16 protein-coding genes are annotated in these 15,166 nt (G+C 39.3%); 14 read left to right on the top strand and 2 right to left on the bottom strand.

The window, feature by feature from the left end; genetic code table 11:
• Positions 1-130: 130 nt before the first annotated feature.
• From J2736_RS15160 to J2736_RS15150, 3 genes are all read left to right on the top strand, one after another.
• Entirely contained in the window at positions 131-1,804 is a 1,674-nt protein-coding gene (locus J2736_RS15160; RefSeq protein WP_310499439.1) for a glycosyl hydrolase, read from the top strand.
• A 399-nt stretch (positions 1,805-2,203) separates the two neighbouring features.
• The gene (locus J2736_RS15155) at positions 2,204-2,578 is read left to right on the top strand and encodes a hypothetical protein (RefSeq protein WP_310499438.1); all 375 of its coding nucleotides are present in this window, start codon (positions 2,204-2,206) and stop codon (positions 2,576-2,578) included.
• Between the two features lie 132 nt (positions 2,579-2,710).
• Positions 2,711-3,187, top strand: coding sequence for a hypothetical protein (locus J2736_RS15150; protein ID WP_310499437.1), 477 nt, complete (start codon positions 2,711-2,713; stop codon positions 3,185-3,187).
• Positions 3,188-4,086: 899 nt separating this feature from the next.
• Here the strand turns inward: J2736_RS15150 and J2736_RS15145 are convergent.
• Complete coding sequence (locus J2736_RS15145; RefSeq protein WP_310499436.1) at positions 4,087-4,854, bottom strand: hypothetical protein; 768 nt, start codon at positions 4,852-4,854, stop codon at positions 4,087-4,089.
• A gap of 421 nt (positions 4,855-5,275) precedes the next feature.
• On the opposite strand from J2736_RS15145, the gene J2736_RS15140 reads away from it, so the two are divergent.
• Positions 5,276-5,629 carry a hypothetical protein gene (locus J2736_RS15140; protein ID WP_310499435.1) on the top strand — a complete coding sequence of 118 codons (354 nt, stop codon included), beginning with the start codon at positions 5,276-5,278 and terminating at the stop codon, positions 5,627-5,629.
• Between the two features lie 129 nt (positions 5,630-5,758).
• The gene (locus J2736_RS15135; protein ID WP_310499434.1) at positions 5,759-6,298 is read left to right on the top strand and encodes a 2'-5' RNA ligase family protein; all 540 of its coding nucleotides are present in this window, start codon (positions 5,759-5,761) and stop codon (positions 6,296-6,298) included.
• A 149-nt stretch (positions 6,299-6,447) separates the two neighbouring features.
• Here the strand turns inward: J2736_RS15135 and J2736_RS15130 are convergent, their stop codons facing one another.
• Entirely contained in the window at positions 6,448-6,936 is a 489-nt protein-coding gene (locus J2736_RS15130; protein ID WP_310499433.1) for a GNAT family N-acetyltransferase, read from the bottom strand.
• Between the two features lie 184 nt (positions 6,937-7,120).
• Here J2736_RS15130 and J2736_RS15125 point away from each other — a divergent pair, with 184 nt between their 5' ends.
• From J2736_RS15125 to J2736_RS15085, 9 genes are all read left to right on the top strand, one after another.
• Positions 7,121-7,909: a hypothetical protein gene (locus J2736_RS15125; RefSeq protein ID WP_310499432.1), complete on the top strand. Its 789-nt coding sequence runs from the start codon at positions 7,121-7,123 to the stop codon at positions 7,907-7,909.
• A 78-nt stretch (positions 7,910-7,987) separates the two neighbouring features.
• Positions 7,988-8,347 carry a hypothetical protein gene (locus J2736_RS15120; RefSeq protein ID WP_310499431.1) on the top strand — a complete coding sequence of 120 codons (360 nt, stop codon included), beginning with the start codon at positions 7,988-7,990 and terminating at the stop codon, positions 8,345-8,347.
• 354 nt (positions 8,348-8,701) lie between these two features.
• The gene (locus tag J2736_RS15115) at positions 8,702-8,851 is read left to right on the top strand and encodes a hypothetical protein (protein WP_310499430.1); all 150 of its coding nucleotides are present in this window, start codon (positions 8,702-8,704) and stop codon (positions 8,849-8,851) included.
• Entirely contained in the window at positions 8,788-9,126 is a 339-nt protein-coding gene (locus J2736_RS15110; protein ID WP_310499566.1) for a GNAT family N-acetyltransferase, read from the top strand. The genes J2736_RS15115 and J2736_RS15110 overlap by 64 nt, the downstream gene beginning before the upstream one ends.
• 427 nt (positions 9,127-9,553) lie before the next feature.
• A complete protein-coding gene (locus J2736_RS15105) occupies positions 9,554-9,886 on the top strand; it encodes a dihydrofolate reductase family protein (protein ID WP_310499429.1) in 333 nt (110 codons plus the stop codon).
• 409 nt (positions 9,887-10,295) lie between these two features.
• Positions 10,296-11,729: a DHA2 family efflux MFS transporter permease subunit gene (locus J2736_RS15100; protein ID WP_310499428.1), complete on the top strand. Its 1,434-nt coding sequence runs from the start codon at positions 10,296-10,298 to the stop codon at positions 11,727-11,729.
• Positions 11,730-12,222: 493 nt separating this feature from the next.
• Complete coding sequence (locus J2736_RS15095) at positions 12,223-12,753, top strand: group-specific protein (RefSeq protein ID WP_310499427.1); 531 nt, start codon at positions 12,223-12,225, stop codon at positions 12,751-12,753.
• A 161-nt stretch (positions 12,754-12,914) separates the two neighbouring features.
• The gene (locus tag J2736_RS15090) at positions 12,915-13,091 is read left to right on the top strand and encodes a BsuPI-related putative proteinase inhibitor (protein WP_310499426.1); all 177 of its coding nucleotides are present in this window, start codon (positions 12,915-12,917) and stop codon (positions 13,089-13,091) included.
• A 398-nt stretch (positions 13,092-13,489) separates the two neighbouring features.
• The gene (locus J2736_RS15085; RefSeq protein ID WP_310499425.1) at positions 13,490-15,133 is read left to right on the top strand and encodes a P-loop domain-containing protein; all 1,644 of its coding nucleotides are present in this window, start codon (positions 13,490-13,492) and stop codon (positions 15,131-15,133) included.
• The last annotated feature ends 33 nt before the right edge of the window (positions 15,134-15,166 follow it).

Genomic DNA, 15,166 nt, shown 5'->3' with positions numbered 1-15,166 from the left:
TTCTTCAACGCTAATGAAAGCGCTTAAATTTTGAGGGGGTGATAGTAGAGAAGGAAGTAAGGGGACGATTGGTAAGTTCTTGCAATGAATGAAACGAAAGTGACCACTATGTTAAGGGAGGAATTTCGTAATGATGAACAAATGGTTGTCCAAGTGTCTTGTAGGCGCTCTTCTAGCAACCCTAATTACACCTGTCTTCCAAGGAATTGGCGGAACTAAGGCATATGCCGCAACGCCAGCTAATCCGAACGCGACGCAAGCGGTGAAGGACGTGCTGAATTATTTTGATACCGTCTACACGAATAATCAGATTATATCCGGACAAATGGTAACGGGGGATAAATATGGTTATAACGAAATCGACCGCGTAGCCGAACTGACGGGCAAATACCCTGCCATGATTGGGTATGATTTTGGATATAAACATTCGTACGGGACTCTTACCGATTTAAGTACAGAGCGGAGTACGATTGTCGAACAGTCAGTAGATTACTGGAAAAAGGGAGGACTTGTCCAGATTTCATGGCATGAGACCAATCCTCTTGACACAATACCCGATGATGTCGGCTGGAATAGTGTCATCAGTTCCATGTCACAAACGGATTTTGATGCCATGACGACCCCAGGAACCCCTCTATATACCAAGTGGCTGACACATGTCGATATGATCGCGGATTATTTGAAAATGATGCGGGATCAAGGGGTTGTCGTTCTCTGGAGACCCTATCATGAGATGAACATTGGCTTCTGGTGGGGCGGGAAGACAGCAGCAAGTTACAAGAAGCTATGGCAGAATATGTATGATCGCTACACGAATTATCACGGCTTGAATAATCTGATTTGGGTGTGGTCTCCGGCTCGGGATGACGGTCATGCGGTAAACAACAATTATTACCCGGGATCGTCATATGTAGATCTTGGTGGGGCTGATGTTTATGTTCAGAATCGCTCGGATGCCAAATATACGAATGCGAACAGTGAACTGACATCCGTCATGGGCAGTAAACGTTACGGCTTGTCCGAGGTGGGATTACTCCCGAATGAAAGTGCGGTTCAAACCAATTTTGACTATACCTGGTTCCTGATATGGGCATCGAATTGGGTAGATAATCTGTTCTACGGCTTCCCAGGCGCCAATGGACCCGGCAATGACCCTTATTTTACCACGCAATTTTATAATCATGCCGTTACGATTACGAGAGATGAAGTGCCTGCACTTGGCAGGACGATTGATCCTGGTACGTTCATCTTCAAAGATACGATGAACACCTATCCGGCCGCAGGCGGAGCCCCGACGAACTGGCTGACAACAGCCACTGGGGGTGCTGTTACCGTGGAAAACGTGCCTTCCGTGGGATTGGCGGGACCGGACCGCAGCATGAAAATTAATAAAACCGTCAATACGAATGATACGAACGCGAAGAAAACAATCGGCTCGCAAACAGGCGTCGTGACCTTCAAAGCTACGCTGCGCACAGAGGAAGTCAGTTGGAAAGATTATCTGATCGTGGACAGCACCAGCAAAATTGCCGTGCACATTGGCTTGAATAACGGCTACTTGAGAGCGTACGACGGTACAACGCTTACGGCTTTAGAGCCAATTACGAATGGCAAATGGTACGATGTTAAAGTAGTACTGAATACCACTACTAAAAAGTACGATGTGTATGTAGGTGGTGCGAAAAAGGCTAATCAGTTTAGTTTCAAAGATACGACAGCAGTGGATGTCAACAAATTGGCGTTTGGCGTTGCTGGAAGTGAAACGGGCATCTTATATGTGGATAATGTAAGAATAACGAAGTAATACTTTTGTAAAAAGTACTTCAAAACTTAATTTGTAAATCGATTTTATAAGAAAAGCCAGCAAACCCTTGTGTTTGCTGGTTTCTTTCACTTCAAAACTTATTTGTCACCCAACAAAAAAGAAAAGAACCTTGTTGGATGACAAATTGGTTTTGAAATTGCCAATAAAGTTCTGAAATGACAAATAAAGATTTGAAATAAAAAACGTTCACTTCACTCATCACTGGATGGTGAACGTTTTTTTACTGAGTTAGAGCATATGATTAACAGCAGCGGGGATTAAGCTAACGGGCAGATTAACGCAACACGACGCTATGTTTAGCGTCCTAATATGTGGAAGCATTACGAAACTATATAGAAGACCTAAGGGCAGTTACAAAAATTACAGAGGTGTTTGTCAGTGTTTAAAAAAAATTTTGTAATCTTGATTTTATTTGGCACTTGTTTATTACTTGTTGGATGTAATCCAAGCAAGGATGAAGTGGTTCAGAACTTAATTCCTGAAAAGGAATGGGAATATGCCCTTCACGTTTTTTATTACCATGAAGATGTTAGGAAATTAGGGGATGAACTTAATCGCTTTCAGAATTCCTCACCAAATTTGCAAAAAGGATTTCAAGTACAGCTATGGGATCATGACCAAGAAAGAAATAAAAAATGGGCACATGCTTTGGGTATAAAAAAATTCCCTACTTATCTCATACTCAATAAGGATGGAATTGTTCTACAAACACAGGACATGGAAATGGCAAAGAAATATCTAACAGAACATTAAACTAGCGAAGAACTATAGCTGGCGATGGAAGAGATCCATCGCCTGTTTTCGTTTCTGTGCGATCCGCTCAACTATCGGGCAGATTAACGCAACATTTACCATTCTAATGCGTTAAATAGAAGAGGTGGATAAATGAGGGGATTTATTGTGTTATTGATACTTTGCATACTAATAACTGGGTGTAGTAGTAGCAAACAGGTTGAAGTAAAAAGCAAATCAATACTTTATGATTTTAGAGAACCTTTTAGCTTTCCATTTGAAGTTAATGAGGTTCGTTCAGAGATCGCAATTGATAATCCAGAATATCTCCAACAATTCGTATTTCATTATAAAAACAAGCAGACTCTGCAAGAAATAAAATACATTTTAAGCAAGGTTATTGATAAACCAGAGGAACTACCCAAACAAAGCAAGCAGCTCTTAGAACTTAAAAGTGGGAAACAAGCGTATTACCAAGAAGATATGACTAGCCAATCAATATGGTGGGAAGGTCAAAATGGTTTCTTAGCTCGATTTGTTTATTATATTGACGGAAATCGTGAGCAACTAGGTAGCAATAAATTAGCTCAATCCGACTTCATAGGTTTAGTAAATCAGGTTCAACAGTAATGCAAATAATAATAATATTCGAGCATGATTGAACTAACGGAGAAAGTTTTTTAAATAAGAAATTAAGAAGAGGCTGCCGGCATGGACAGGCAGCCACGTTAACGAGTAGTAGAGCTTGGTGGTAGCAAGCTGTTTAGTGATATATTTCAGCAACAAATATAAGGATAAACGCGTATTTCAATTAGGTATTATTGTGAATAAAAGGGTTTTGAAAAATGCATAAATTACATATTGGGAAAGATTACGGAACCTTGCTTCTGTTAGAGCCGTAATATTTGCTGCCACCAAACTTATTGAAAAATGGATAATTACGGACAGATTATTTGTAGCAAACAGTGTATGGGGAAAGTTCCTGATAAGGAGTTGTGCTCGTTCTCAACAAAAAAATTATAACGCTGTAATTAATTTTTGGTTCGTTCTAATGTATATCTCCTTTGCGCTGCCGCACTTATCCAACTCGGATCCTTTTAAAGAGACAAAGTAAAATTGAGCTTAGTATTAGACCTAAGGGAATAATAAGTGAAATAAATATTTCTGATGCAAACATATAATAAATTGACATGGGAAGTAACCATACAAAACCGAAAATAAGAAAACCAACCTTATTATACAGAACAGATAACAAACAAATACATGCTGGAATAATTGTCATAATGAAAGTTATAGAAAAAAAATCAATTTCAAATTGTTTGTTGTAAATGCTAGTACACAGAATAAGAACCCAACACAAAATGATTAACATGGTTCCCGATACCCCTAGAATCAACTCGATTTTCTGGGGTTTTACGTTTTCTAACATCACATATCACCTCGCTTAAATTATAGTCTAAACAGTACCAATATGGCAAAAAGCCTGGTCTCCCTTTGTGAGAGATTCAGACTTTTTCTAAAAATTGGAATTAGTTAACTTGGATATGGTGTGTCAATAGATATTCATATTCACCGTATGTATAGGCACTAGTATCATAGGTAAATTCACCAAACTTCTTCCCAATTACCGTTACGTTTTGTTGGACATCTGTTCGTAGATTATTATCTTGGAAATCATAATTATGATAATAACCATAGACGTTATGGTTAATATCTTGTGTATTATTATCCTTTGTCCAGCTTCCCCCATAGTTATCTACAAACCAATGAGTTAACAGTGTAGATGGATTCGCAGCCCAGTAAGTGACATAACTACTCGTTACGTCATTGTACCAATAACTCCCATCTAAGTATGTTTTCCAATTAAGCTCATTTTGAGTGTAACATAGGTCCGCTTGCGGTGGATCAACAGTCAGAAGTTTCACTTTAGCACTATGAAATGTCTCATTTGATGCTAATAATGGTGTTTTGACAAGTGGAGTTGAATAAATTCCAACCGACTTTTTATCCTGTTTTTCCTGTTTTCTTTCCTCCGGTATTGTTTTGTATGTCCCTTTCTCCCTATTTATTTCAATTTTAAATGTTTGTTTTTCATTTGCCTTTCCACTTCCTGTTATTCTTATTTTACTCCCATTATCGGGGAGTTCAGTGTACTCCACATTTGTGAGGATGATAGCACTCCCGGACTCAGGGACGAGCTTGTGGGTCTTTTCGTCAGCAGCAAATGCGGCAGTACTTGGTATAACTAAAATTAATGACAATGCACATCCAACTAATCCTTTTGCAAAAAACTTCATGTTTAGTCAATTCTCCTTTATAATATATTGATTTAAATCGACTGTTATAAAATAACTTAACGAGTTGATTTGGTTTTATTGTACATTTATACCAATTTATTTCCAATGGTTCCCGAGTCTTTTTGGTTCGACAAATTATTTGTAATTTATGAAATTATTAACAAATGATTTGGCATGGACGTAATTGGTTGAACTAACGAGAGACCCCAAACAGAAACGAAGTTCGGTTTAACTAGGGGGCCTTCCTAAGCGAACGGACAGTATAGTGCAAGTCGGCAAACGGATAACTATAGTGTGGCGGTGGAACTGATCCATCGCTTGTTTTTGTTTCTGTGCGACCCGCCAAACGAACGAGCAGGATAGTGTAATCACTTCACGAATACCTTAGGTTGTGTAGGATTTTAAGCAAGGGATTGGTGTGATGAAGAAAATATCAATAGAGGAACTTTATGAACTATATGTTGATACGATTAAGAGATGCGGAACTTATTTGATAAAAGCGGATGATTTGGTAATTGGCTATAACATCTTTGAAGACTTCGATATAGGTGCTATATCATTTTTGCACACCGATAACTTAAAAAAATTAGTCGAAGATGGGTTAATTAGCATTGAGATAATGCGTAAAAGCTCAGCTTTAAGAACTAAATTTCTAGCATTACAGCATGGTGATGAATGGAATATTAATGCGGTGAGACACTCATCCCAATGGAAGGAAATTCTTGAACTAGCTGATGAAATCAATTCAAGGGTGGAGCGTTACGCTAACGAGTAACTTTTGTTCAATACACATCAATGGGAGGCTGCCGGCACGATGGGCAGCCTTTTTCTCACCTAACGGGCAGGATAGTTTGGATGATTATGGAATATATATTGGTAAAAAGTAAAAAAGGATGAGAGTTTAATGGCATTTGCTATCGAACTATTTTTTGATTGTGCAAGTACTTCACAAATAATGGATACTTGGACTAATTTAAGCGAACAAGGAACAGGATCCTATCTAATTGACTCTGGAAGTCAACCTCATATTACTCTGGCTGTTTTTAACACATTGGATGTCAATAATATCAGTTCATATCTTAATCAAGTTTCTCAAGATATGGGTGTTTTTAGTCTGCATCTAAATAGTGTTGGCACTTTCTTGACTGATGAGGGGACTGTGTTCTTGGCACCTGTTGTAACAGAGAAACTTTTATATATACATAGAATAATTCACGAACTCACAAACGAATACGATGAGAAAAAGTGGGATTATTATCTTCCTGGAAAATGGGTGCCTCATTGTACAATGGCAACGAATAATTCAAAAGAATTTGGAATTAAAGCATTAGAGATTATTAAAGAAAGATTTCGTCCAATGGATGTGATAATAGAGCGGATAGGTCTGGTTGAATTTAGACCAATTAAGAAACATTCAGAATTTACTTTGAGTAATCACAATTAAGAAAAGTATAGGTAGTGACCAATCTTTTCAACGGGACGAAACTTCTAGTAAATATTTAAAGTACTTTGTTAATGATGATAGGGTTTGGTTAATTGTAGAGTATTACATAGATAAAATGTTATCATTATGAATCGGCTGCCTTGTTACGATTACTTTAGTTTTTTGCCCATATTGTACCAAACGGCACTGCCATGCTCAGAGTCTGAGACTCCGTGATTGACGTATCCACGTTTTTCATAGAAGTGAAGCAAGTCTTCTTTGCAAGTAAGAGTAATAGACGCACGGTTCTTCAATAGTGCTTCCTTCTCAAGGTGATCTAGCAACAGGGAGGCTATCCCTCGCTTTTGTAAGTGTGGGGAAACGGCAAGGCCTAAAATGGTTTGATGCCCACCAGACAATGAATTTGGTTTGATATCACTAAAAAGATCATCTGTAATAAATGTTGTATCAACAACGGGTCCATTAACTAAACCTAGTATCTCCCCATTTTCTTCAGCTACAAAAAAGCTATCCGGGATTTGTTGGATACGCTTAATGAATGCTTCTTTCGACGCTGCCTCTTGTTTTGAAAAACAACTTTGCTCAATTGCAACAAGCTCCGTTAAATCCTCTGTTTTAACATTTCGTACGATGATCATGTGGAAGTACCTCCATAAAAGGTGTCGTATTCTATTAAACCATACATATTTCTTGACTGATAGATTACCAACAGCCCATCCATTCAACTAATCGAAGAACTTTAGTTTTAAAATCAATGCACAGCAACGGGAGACTGCCGGCACGATCGGCAGCCTTTCGCTCAAGAAAGGGGATGAACTGGATATGCTGCGGCAACATCATCAAGAAGTTATTGACCGACTGACAAATGAGTTAATTAACGATAATCGTTATTTAGCTTTGATTGTCGGAGGTTCAATTGTTAAAGGGTGGGAACAAGAGAACTCTGATGTGGATATTTTCCTAGTCTGCACAAATGAGGAGTTTCAACGACGGAAGGAGAACCAGGAATTTCACTACTTTCGTACTGACCTGTGCAATTATCCTGGAGGATATGTCGATGGTTGGGTAGTCGACTTGGATTACATGAAACAGGTAGCTAGTATCGGTAATGAGCCAAGTCGTTCGGCGTTCACAGATGTAATCATTGCTTTCTCGCATACTCCAGAGATTCCGGAACTTGTGAACCGTATCATAGAATACCCTATTGCAGAGCAACTCCATCGTGTTCAAACCTTTTATGCTCATTTCGAAGCTCTTCGTTGGAACGTTTCAGAGGCACTGAAAAGAGACGACCAATATTACCTCAAATGGGCAATAAGCGATTTAGTTCTTTATGGTGGAAGGATGATACTCGCACACAACAAAATTCTTTATCCATATCACAAGTGGTTTATGAAGACGCTTGACAATGCATCTGATAAGCCTGAGAACTTGATGGAATGCATCTTTCAATTGTTGCAAGACCCAAGTGCGGCAAACGTAAAAGCATTTTGTGAATGCATCCTTAACTTCAGAAAATGGGAGTCTCCCCCTGAAGGGTGGCCGAGTGCTTTTCGAGTAGAAAGTGAGTGGCACTGGATGCGAGGTTGTGCTCCTGTGAAAGATTGGTAATAATGATAGGGCTTATTTATTGATCTAACGGTGTGTTCATACCCTTACTGAAAAAAATATTTAGGGGAGAAGATATGCATGATATTTAAGAGAAATGCTGCTTTGCTAATTATCATCTTGACAATGAGTATTCTTTCAACTGGTTGCAATATATTTTCAGGACCACCAGAATCTGAAGAATCGGTTAAACAGAAAGTGGTCGCTCATCTTGTTTCCAAAGGCTACAAAGAAAATGAGTTTAATATCGAAGTTAAATATAATAAATCAGGAGAAGGCAAGTTCGGAGGTCCTTACGCCATTAATGTAGTTTTTAACGATGAGCTGAACGCAATTTATGGTTATAAATATAACTATAAATCTGAAAACAAAGATATAACTCAAAATGGCGTTGCTCCTATGGAAGGTAAGGATGATAAAAATTTTAAACATGCTGAGTAATTCCTTATTACGTCATCAACCTAACGGCGAACGTTAACGCGTGATGAACCGATCATCGTTTGTTTTCGTTTCTGTCGCTCCACTCAACTATCGGGCAGTAGAGCGTGGTGGATGATCAACTTTAGAGTCAGATCTCAAGAGTCAATTTTTATAGCTGTTTTGTACCAATTAAGACGAAAAACTTAGTGGTAAGATGAATGGGTGATTTCCCAATTGAAAGGAGTGATGTGGTATGAAAAATTCCCATGCTGTTGTGGTTACAATGAAGGATGTTCAATTATAGTCATGGAGACATAAAATCCACTATGAAGCAATATTGGGAGGAATTTTCTTTGGGTATTTGAATTAAAGCAAGTGTCCATTGAAAACTGGTATGATTGTACCAAGTTAATAGTTAAGAAAGAACAACTAGATGTTTTCCTGCACCTGTTGTTTATTGGATTGCAGAATCTAAATATGTTGATGATTTTGAGCTGCGTGCAATTTATTGTGATGATGATTTAATCGGATTTCTTACTTTTTGTAAAAATCCAGACTCGGATGGCAACCACTGGATACCTGCAATAATGATTGATGAAAATCACCAGGGTAAGGGTTACGGAAAGACAACAATGAAACAACTAATTGAACTGATTGAATCAATGGGCTGCAAGAAAATTATGATCGGGCACAGACCTAATAACTTAATTGCTGGAGAAATGTATGAATCCTTGGGGTTTAAAAAGGCAAGTGAAGAGATAATTGATGGTGAAATCATACGTTTACTTCAACTTAATTAAAAAACTGTCAGCGTATTGCTTATAGACATTGTTTAGCTACCGAAGGAAAAGCTCAATTACTCACACAGCAGTCGGTTAATTGATCGGCTGCCGTTTGCTCAACTATCGGGCAGTTTTGCGCAACATTGTTGTCTGCAAAAAAATTTAGAACCCCCTTGAACCTTACGTAACGTAATGATTTATAGTGGATGAAACAACAGGACAAAACACAGGACAACGGTAAAAAAATCGAACAAGATAAATTTGAAATCGGAGGAGAAACGGATATGAGAAAACTCGTATTGTTCATGCATGTGTCGCTGGATGGGTATGCGTCAGACTCAAATGGAGGACTGATTGGATTCCGTACAACGAGGAATTTGAGAAATACGCCGAGGAGGTCGTAGCCGAAGTCGGCTCTCCCGTTTAAGGACGTATGACGTGTCAGATGATGGAGAGATACTGGCTCACAGTGCTAGATGATCCGAATGCGTTGAGGAACGGTATGGAGCATGCTAAATGGTTGCAGGATGTTAAGAAGATTGTCATTTCCGGCACGATGGAAAAGGCGGAATGGAACAATACGATGCTGATTAATGACAAAATCGCAGAGGAAATCAAGGCGCTCAAGGAGCAGCCTGGCAAAAATCTCGTTATCTTCGGCAGCCCGGGGGCGGCGAAGACGTTGCTTGAGCTCGGCCTGATCAATGAATTTCTATTGACGATTTGTCCGGTCGTCCTGGGCAGCAGAAAATCGGCATTCGACGGCGTCGTTGAGTAAATCAGGCTCAAGCTGCTGTCCACCCAATCGCTCAAGTCGGGCATTATCGCGACCCGCTTTGAGTTGGAGAAATAGTCGCGCTGTACAGGGTGTGCCGCTCTAACGGTGAACGATAGCTCAATCAAAACACGAGGGCAATTTCAAAGTTCGGCTGCCGTTGTTTCTTTAACGGTCAATATAGAATTTTTTTTCACGTCACTTATCGAGATATTAAAGGCCACAACTGTATTAACGGAAGGGACCAAATCAATATTCGAGTGATAGAGGGGTTCCTATAGAACTGAAAGGTAGAATATTGTTGAATTTGTTTTGGACTTGTATAAGTGCTCACTCTGTTGTATTTTATAGCGGATCCGAATAGATAGAGTACTATTTAAAATAGTTTTCAGGAGAGGGAAATGAAATTAATATGAAGAAATATAATACGCGGGCTATAATGGCGTCTCTGCTCATTTGCGGTTTCGTAGGCATGTTCAGCGAGACAGCACTCAACATAGCAATTAGTAATTTAATGGACGTTTTCCAGATTTCGGCCGCGACTGCACAGTGGTTAACGACTGGCTTTTTGCTGACTCTTGGAATTCTGATGCCGATGACAGGTTTACTGCTACAATGGTTGACTACTAGGCAGCTTTTCATTGTTTCGCTTGTAAGCTCGATCGTTGGGACATTGATTGCAGCGCTTGCTTTCAATTTTGAAATGCTGATGGTCGCTCGCGTTCTGCAGGCAGCCGGCATGGGTTTATTGATTCCGCTCATGTTTAATACGATTCTCGTAGTTTACCCTCCAGAGCAGCGCGGGGCAGCGATGGGCTTCGTTGGTCTCGTCATCATGTTCGCACCGGCAACTGGCCCTACTGTGGCGGGTCTTTTAATCGAATATTTATCATGGCACTACATTTTCTGGCTGTCTCTTCCTTTTTTGGTCATAGGGCTGTTGATAGGATTGAAATTCCTGGAAAACGTCACTGAGGTCACAAGACCGAGGATTGATCCATTGTCCATTATTTTGTCATCACTAGGCTTCGGCGGTGTAGTCTTTGGTTTCAGTAAGGCGGGCGAAGGGGAGGGAGGCTGGACTAGTGCAATCGTGCTCTCATCGATTGTTATCGGCCTAATCGCGCTTGTATTGTTCACACTTCGCCAAATGTTAATGCGTGGGCCGATGATGAACTTGCGAGTCTTCAAGTACCCTATGTTTATTGTGGGGCTGCTTCTTGTGCTGTCGTGTATGATGATCATCTTATCAAGTATGATTATTTTGCCGATGTATCTGCAGAACGGGATGAAACTATCCGCGTTTGCTACCGGGCTCATGCTGCTGCCAGGCAGTGCGTTGAATGGTATCTTGTCGCCGCGCATGGGACGCTTGTTTGATAAGTACGGGCCTAAGTGGCTCGTTATCCCCGGCCTTGTCATCGTAGCAGTGATGTTATGGTTTTTTTCCAGTATATCAGTTGCCTCTTCTGTAGCCTTTATCGTGTCCTTGCATATTGGTCTCATGATTGGTATATCCATGGTATGGATGCCGGCGCAGACGAACGGGCTTAACCAACTGCCGCCAGAACTTTACCCACATGGAACGGCAGTCATGAACACGCTGCAGCAGGTCGCAGGTGCGATCGGAACGGCAGTCGCAATCAGCATTCTTACTAAGGGCATGGAAAAGTATTTGATCGGCTCATCGATGCCGAGTGAGCCGGCCGAGATGGCTAAAGCCATGATGTTCGGTTCCCAGAACGTGTTCATGTTCGCGATGACTGTTACACTCCTCGGGCTAGCCGCGGCGTTCTTCATCCGCCGTGTCGTCGTTAAGCATGCGACGATGAATTCGATGCATTGAAATTCCAATAATAGGAGTAATCAACAATAGATTTGGAAAAAGGAACACAAACCCAGAATGGGATTAAGTGTTCCTTTTTTGTGAAGGATACAACGTTTTTGACCATAACCAAAACTAGACTCACATCAATTATTTAATATTGTGAATAATTATTTTAAATAGCACCTGCGGATACTCTCATACATTATGAAAATTACGGTAACTTTGGGATGGGGCGAGAGTGGGCCGACGGATTTGGTTGATCTCTATCATAAACGGATTCTTGATCGTTAAATTCAGAAGCAAAGGTGCCTGCACGATCGGCAACCTTTCGCTCACCTAACGGGCAGGATACTACGAATTTGTATAGAATTAATATACCAAAAAAGGAGAATTTTCCTTTTTAAATAATGTTTATTCGTTAACTTCTTATCTCTCAAAATTTGATGTAATTTAAGAGAAATGAAACGGAGTGGTAAAGATTATGTTCATTTATCATGCAGTCCCAAAGCAAATGATTGGAACTAAACTAGAGACTCTGAACGAAATAAAGAAAACAAATCCTGAACTTTACGAACTGTATATTGACAAATACAAACCTAATAGGTTATCACTCCTTGAAAGAAGGATTCCTAAACTAGATTGTTTATGGAATGACGTGATTCATTTTCTTCCAATACATCCAAAATTGGTTTACAACGGTTTAATTGAGGCAGGCGCAAAACCTGGTGTTCATCGTTTATTTTATAAGATTCCACTTTCAACAATTAGCAGTGAGGCATCTATTGCTCTTTATAAATACAGTAAAGATAAATTCAAAGGAATAAATGATGATGTGGATATTTCCGAAATAGAACTGTTAGAAGTCCAAGGATATAGAGAACTTGAACAGTTACCACAAGAAACAATTGACTATTATAAAATTCAAATAAACTCAGGGAATAAGTTTTTTGGCTTATTTCACTTTGTTCCTCATGTTTTTATCAAAGGAAAAGTTGATATCGAGCATGCAGAAATCATCGATTGGAACGAGCAACAAATATAAATCTTCGAGATCTTGATAATGAAACTTAAGTAATTACGCCAACGGTGAACTATAGCTTAATCATTACATGACGGCAGCTAACAAACGATCGGTTGTCGTATTTCGTTCAAGTAACGGTTATTATAGATCTATTAAATTACAAATTCACATGGGAAAATTTTATGGGGAATCATTTGACGTTTAAAGAGGATGGGAAAATAAAATTTAGTTTTTATCTTCAGAATGTGTCAGGTAAAGAACAACAAATTTCTTATGGATCAGGGCAAAAGTATGATATTTTTATTTGCAATGAGCAGAATGAAGAGGTTTATAAATATTTAATGAGGAATGGGACTTAAAAGATAATAAAGGCAATATAGTTCCACCAGGGAACTATACAATTGTCGTAAAAGTAATGATAGATGTAAAAGATGAAACTATTAATCCCGATGACCTAACCGCTAAACAATTTGTGAAATTACTATAATTATTCTTTCCCTTTATTTGAAGTGAACTGCATGTTATGATTCTGTTGCTGTAAAAATAAATGTAACGAGGTGAGGACAATGAAAACAATAACAACATATACGTCCTATCCTCATATTGTTTTTTAGTGTAGTTTTTACGAATTCATTAGGCTCTGAGGGTAGGATTCCCCTCAGGGCTTTTTATTTTAGGCAGAATGAAAGGATGATGCTTTATTAAAAGACTCGCTCAATATTTTCGATCATTACAATCCGATCAATCAACTTACGGTATGATTTATGAAGGTTCATACTTCGATGATGGTGGTACGATATCTGACCCAACCTATTGGTATAATGATGTTGCGTATTACATTGAACGGACACATAAACTCACACTGGATAAACCATGTATCACCATAAAAATACCTTTTGACCGTCTCGGCCTAGATGAACATATGGATCAAGTGGTTCTTTCAGATTTTGCATTACGAAAATGGGTTCATCATATTGAGGCATTAAATAAATTGATTTATAACCGGTCACGTTCGGATAAAGATAATGGTGCCTTTTATTGTTTCCGCCCAACGAATGTAGTGCTAAAACGCAATGCATCCTTTGTCGAAACCTTTTCAGAAAAACGGTATTTATGCTTAATGATTACAGTTCAACTTCCATTTAAGAATAATGATAAAGCTATGCGTATGCTCTGCAAAATGCTTCCAAAAGAAGTGGAGGAGTTAATTGCCAATTGGGATCGAAACCATTTGAATACTGTCTTTGAAATGGTACAAAAACAAAATAGGATTCGCGAATGGCTGAAACACAGTGATTATTGTGCATTTATTGCGAATGGCAGCATTTTGCCAAGAAATAAAGAGGGCAGCGGGCCACTGGAGGGTGCATTGCCTTTTGCATCCCCGGAAGATATTGAAATTGAAATTTGTGGTTTGCGAGGAATGGGAATCAAACATGGTGTGACGGTCATCACTGGTGGTGGTTATTCGGGTAAAAGCACAATGCTGGATGCACTAAATTCAGGAATTTACAATCACAGCATAGGCGACGGACGTGAATTTGTGCTTACCGATCAAAGTGCCATGGAAATATCTGCTGAGGAAGGACGTTCCATTAAAAATATCAATATTACGCCTTTCATAAAATGGATACCCCAAGGTTCGGCTGAACAGTTTTCGACTGACTACGCCTCAGGTTCCACGTCACAAGCCGCAAATATTATGGAGGCCATCAACTATGGGTGTAAGCTAATTCTTATTGATGAAGACAGAAGTGCGACGAATTTTATGATTCAAGACAACAAAATGCGTTCATTAATCAAGCGTGAACCCATTACACCTTTTACAGAACGTGTCAGAGAGCTTTACGAGGTTGCCCAGGTATCCTCCGTTCTTGTTATTGGGGGTAGCGGTGAATTCTTATCCGTTGCCGATCAAATCATCCTGATGGACAATTTTGTGCCAATCAACGTAACCCAGGAAGCAAAAAGGTTATGCGAACACGATAAACCACACGAACGTATCCCGTTTACAAAATGGGAGATGGAAAGGAACATAACCTCCAATCACTTTTCGAGCTATCCGCAAGGTAGTGGTACAGAAAAGCTGAAGGTTTCAGCCATGGGATACTTGATGATAGGTGATGAACAAGTTGATATCAGAGGGCTTTACAATATCACATCACCAGCGCAGGTTGCGGCAATTGCTTTTTTAATTCGAAAAATCGCGATTAGTAATCAGGATCACATTATCATTCTTCATGAAAGGATCAAAAAAGCTCTAGACGATATTGAAAGGGAAGGCGTGGATATTGTATTTTCTTCCTTTTTTCCTGGTTTCGAAAGATGGCTTGAATTACCAAGAATAAATGAAGTATTATCTGTCATAAACCGAATGAAGCATTTGAATATTGTTCAATAGTCCTATGACCCGGAGGGTTGACACTTTAAAAAA

Source organism: Paenibacillus qinlingensis (assembly GCF_031455095.1).
In the GTDB taxonomy this organism is placed as follows: Bacteria; Bacillota; Bacilli; order Paenibacillales; family NBRC-103111; genus Paenibacillus_E; species Paenibacillus_E qinlingensis_A.
The sequence above is the reverse complement of the archived record's forward strand: the minus strand, read 5'-3'. Positions and strand labels throughout refer to the sequence as shown.

Bases quoted from the DNA above. Each gene is read 5' to 3' on its own strand.
- J2736_RS15105 (WP_310499429.1), top strand. From the start codon at position 9,554: ATGATGGAGAGATACTGGCTCACAGTGCTAGATGATCCGAATGCGTTG.
- J2736_RS15120 (WP_310499431.1), top strand. From the start codon at position 7,988: ATGATATTTAAGAGAAATGCTGCTTTGCTAATTATCATCTTGACAATG.
- J2736_RS15135 (WP_310499434.1), top strand. From the start codon at position 5,759: ATGGCATTTGCTATCGAACTATTTTTTGATTGTGCAAGTACTTCACAA.
- J2736_RS15160 (WP_310499439.1), top strand. From the start codon at position 131: ATGATGAACAAATGGTTGTCCAAGTGTCTTGTAGGCGCTCTTCTAGCA.
- J2736_RS15125 (WP_310499432.1), top strand. From the start codon at position 7,121: ATGCTGCGGCAACATCATCAAGAAGTTATTGACCGACTGACAAATGAG.
- J2736_RS15090 (WP_310499426.1), top strand. From the start codon at position 12,915: ATGGGGAATCATTTGACGTTTAAAGAGGATGGGAAAATAAAATTTAGT.
- J2736_RS15085 (WP_310499425.1), top strand. From the start codon at position 13,490: ATGATTTATGAAGGTTCATACTTCGATGATGGTGGTACGATATCTGAC.
- J2736_RS15150 (WP_310499437.1), top strand. From the start codon at position 2,711: ATGAGGGGATTTATTGTGTTATTGATACTTTGCATACTAATAACTGGG.
- J2736_RS15095 (WP_310499427.1), top strand. From the start codon at position 12,223: ATGATTGGAACTAAACTAGAGACTCTGAACGAAATAAAGAAAACAAAT.
- J2736_RS15145 (WP_310499436.1), bottom strand. From the start codon at position 4,854: ATGAAGTTTTTTGCAAAAGGATTAGTTGGATGTGCATTGTCATTAATT.
- J2736_RS15130 (WP_310499433.1), bottom strand. From the start codon at position 6,936: ATGATCATCGTACGAAATGTTAAAACAGAGGATTTAACGGAGCTTGTT.
- J2736_RS15100 (WP_310499428.1), top strand. From the start codon at position 10,296: ATGAAGAAATATAATACGCGGGCTATAATGGCGTCTCTGCTCATTTGC.
- J2736_RS15140 (WP_310499435.1), top strand. From the start codon at position 5,276: ATGAAGAAAATATCAATAGAGGAACTTTATGAACTATATGTTGATACG.